Here is a 2,895-nt window from a genome sequence, read left to right as displayed (position 1 = left end):
GCCTCGAGGCCGGCGCCCGTCGCGACGATTTTTTCTTCCGCCGCGAGGAACGCATGCGGCAGGATTTTTCGCCGCAATTCGGCTGACGTGACGCTTGCTGTTCCCTTCTTGCTGACGGCAACGGCGGCCGCCGCATTCGCCATCCGCAACGCGGTTTCCCAATCGGCTCCGGCGGACAGCGTCACTGCCAGCACCGCGGCGACGGTGTCGCCGGCGCCGGAGACGTCGCGCACTTTGACGGGATGCGCCGGCACATGGATCGCCTCGCCATGGCGCGGCACCAGCGTCATGCCGTGCTCGCTCTGCGTCACCAGGATGGCTTCGCAGTCCGCCAGCTGCATCGCGTCCTGTGCCGCGTCGGCGATGCTCTTTTCTGTGTCGGCGCGGCTGCGGGTCGCCTCGGAAAATTCCTTGCGGTTGGGCGTGAGCAGCGTCGCACCGCGATAGATCGCGAAATTGGCGCTCTTGGGATCGACGATCACCCGCTTGCCGAGTTTTTTCGCGGCGTCGATGACGTTGCGGATCACACGCGCGGTGAGCACACCCTTGGCATAGTCGGACAGCAGCACGATGTCCGCGCGGGCGAGCTGCGGCAGGATCGCGTCGATCAGCTTCTGTTCGATCCCTGCGGAAGCCGGCTGCGCCACTTCCCAGTCCGCACGCAGCATGTGGGTGGAGAAATGTTCGGAGACGAAGCGCACCTTTCGCGTCGTCGGCCGCGACGGATCGGAGACCAGCACGCTCTCGATTCCGCTTTCCTGCGAAAGCGCGGATTTCAGCGCCGCGCCGGCATCGTCCTCGCCAATCAGCCCGACAAAGATGCAGCGCGCGCCGAGTGAGGCGATGTTGCGCGCGACGTTGCCGGCACCGCCGATATTGGTTTCGCTGCGCCGCACGGCGATGACCGGCGCGGGCGCTTCGGGCGAAATCCGTGAGACCTCGCCATAGACGAATTCATCGAGCATGAGGTCGCCGACGCAGAGCACCGTCTGGCTGGCAATCGCATCCGACAAGGCTTCAAAATCGAACATTTTTTCTCGTCATCTGTTACGCCCTAGCGGAAACGGTCAGGGCGATTGAGAAAATCGCCGACGTAAGCCGAAACCGCCTCTTCCAGCGGCGTGAAACCGCCATTGTAGCCGGCGCGTTGCAGCCGATCGACTTCGCTTTGGGTGAAATACTGGTAGCTGCCGCGAATTTGCTCGGGCATGTCGACATACTGGATATTCGCAGGCGTGCCGAGCGCAGCATAGGCCGACAGAATCAGGTCCTTGAAACTGCGCGCGGTGCCGGTGCCGACGTTGAAAAGGCCGCTGACCGAGGGCGTCGCCATCAGCCACATCATCACCCGTACCACGTCGTCGACATAGATAAAATCGCGCCGCTGGTCGCCGTCGGCGATGCCGTCGCGGTGGGATTTGAACAGCTGCACGGCGCTACCGGCCTTGATGTCGTCGAAGCGCCGCGCCAGCACGCTCATCATCGTGCCCTTGTGATATTCATTGGGGCCGAACACGTTGAAGAATTTCAGGCCAGCCCATTGCGGCGGCAACCGCTCGCCGTTGGCCGCGCGTTCGGCCACGGCCATGTCGAACAAATGTTTGCTCCAGCCATACAGATTCATCGGCCGCAGCGTCTTCAGCGCCGGCAACGACGGGTCGTCGGCAAAACCCTGCGCGCCATCGCCATAGGTCGCCGCCGACGAGGCGTAAATGAATGGCGTCGAATTGGCCGTGCACCAGTCGAGCAGCCGCATCGACAGCCGGAAATTGGTTTCGATGACGAGATCGCCGTCGGTGGCCGTGGTCTCGGAGATTGCGCCGAGATGGATGACGGCATCGAGCCGGCGGCCCTTGAGCCAGTCGGCCAATTCGGCCGGCGGCACGAAGTCGGCGAGCTGGCGCTTGGCCAGATTGCGCCATTTGCCGTCATGGCCGAGCACATCGCATACCGCGACATCGGCGCGGCCGGCGTCATTCAACGCGGCCACGACGTTCGATCCGATAAAACCGGCGCCTCCGGTCACCAGCAGCATGCCGTCCCCTGCCCTTGATGTGGGATGCCAGCTTTGCCCCAGTCCCGCCCGGCAGGCAACTTGGGTTATCGGGCGTGGTGAAGACGGCGGGCGCGGCTTTACCTACGGAAGCGGAGCGGTTACCGACGGAGCCGACGAACACAAAATTGCGAAAACAATCCCATGCACAGTAAGACCTTGGGTGGCCGGACCCAGACACAAAGATATGAACTTTGATTCAATAGATGGGATCGCGATGGAAGGTGCGGCGGACACTCGTCCGATCCTGATCGTTCCCTATATGTGGATCGGCGATTTTGTCCGCGGTCACACCGTGGTGCGGGTCCTGAAGGAGCGCTGGCCCAATCGGCCGGTAGACCTGCTCGTCACCTCGCTGTGCGCCCCGCTGGTCGATTATATGCCCGGCGTGCGCTCCGGGGTGGTCTGGGACCTGCCGCGCAGCCGGCTCGCGGTGGCCCGGCAATGGGGCCTGGCGCGGCAGCTGCGGGCCCGGGGCTACGGCACCGCGCTGGTGCTGCCGCGCACCTGGAAATCGGCGATAGCGCCCGCGCTGGCCGGCATCCCGGAACGGGTGGGGTTTGTCGGGGAAGCCAGGTTCGGGCTGATCAACCGATGGCGCTGGGGCGAGAAGGCCTTGCCCCGGTTCATTGACAAGAATGCGGCGCTGGCGCTGCCTGACGGCGCGCCGCTGCCTCCGGAATGGCCGGTGCCGCAGCTCAGGGTTCCCGCCGAGGAAACCGGCCGCTGGCGGCAGGCCCATGGGCTGGGCACCGGTCCCGCCATAGCACTGGCACCGGGTTCGGTCGGCGCCTCCAAGCGCTGGACCTACTATCCGGAGGCCGCCCGGCTGCTGGCCGAAC

The 2,895-nt window shown here is 64.7% G+C and carries 3 protein-coding genes; 1 reads left to right on the top strand and 2 read right to left on the bottom strand.

The window, feature by feature from the left end; genetic code table 11:
- Window positions 1–1,031, bottom strand: a 1,031-nt coding sequence (rfaE1, locus tag Q7U29_RS19690; protein ID WP_304744097.1) for a D-glycero-beta-D-manno-heptose-7-phosphate kinase, incomplete at its 3' end; no start/stop codon positions are given.
- Window positions 1,032–1,054: 23 nt separating this feature from the next.
- Window positions 1,055–2,035 (bottom strand): ADP-glyceromanno-heptose 6-epimerase, encoded by a 981-nt coding sequence (rfaD, locus tag Q7U29_RS19685; RefSeq protein WP_304744095.1) that lies wholly within the window; start codon window positions 2,033–2,035, stop codon window positions 1,055–1,057.
- Between the two features lie 205 nt (window positions 2,036–2,240).
- Here rfaD and waaF point away from each other — a divergent pair.
- Window positions 2,241–2,895: lipopolysaccharide heptosyltransferase II (waaF, locus tag Q7U29_RS19680; RefSeq protein ID WP_304744094.1), on the top strand; the 655-nt coding region annotated here is incomplete at its 3' end.

This window comes from Bradyrhizobium sp. (genome assembly GCF_030654605.1).
GTDB lineage: Bacteria > Pseudomonadota > Alphaproteobacteria > Rhizobiales > Xanthobacteraceae > Bradyrhizobium.
The sequence above is the reverse complement of the archived record's forward strand: the minus strand, read 5'-3'. Positions and strand labels throughout refer to the sequence as shown.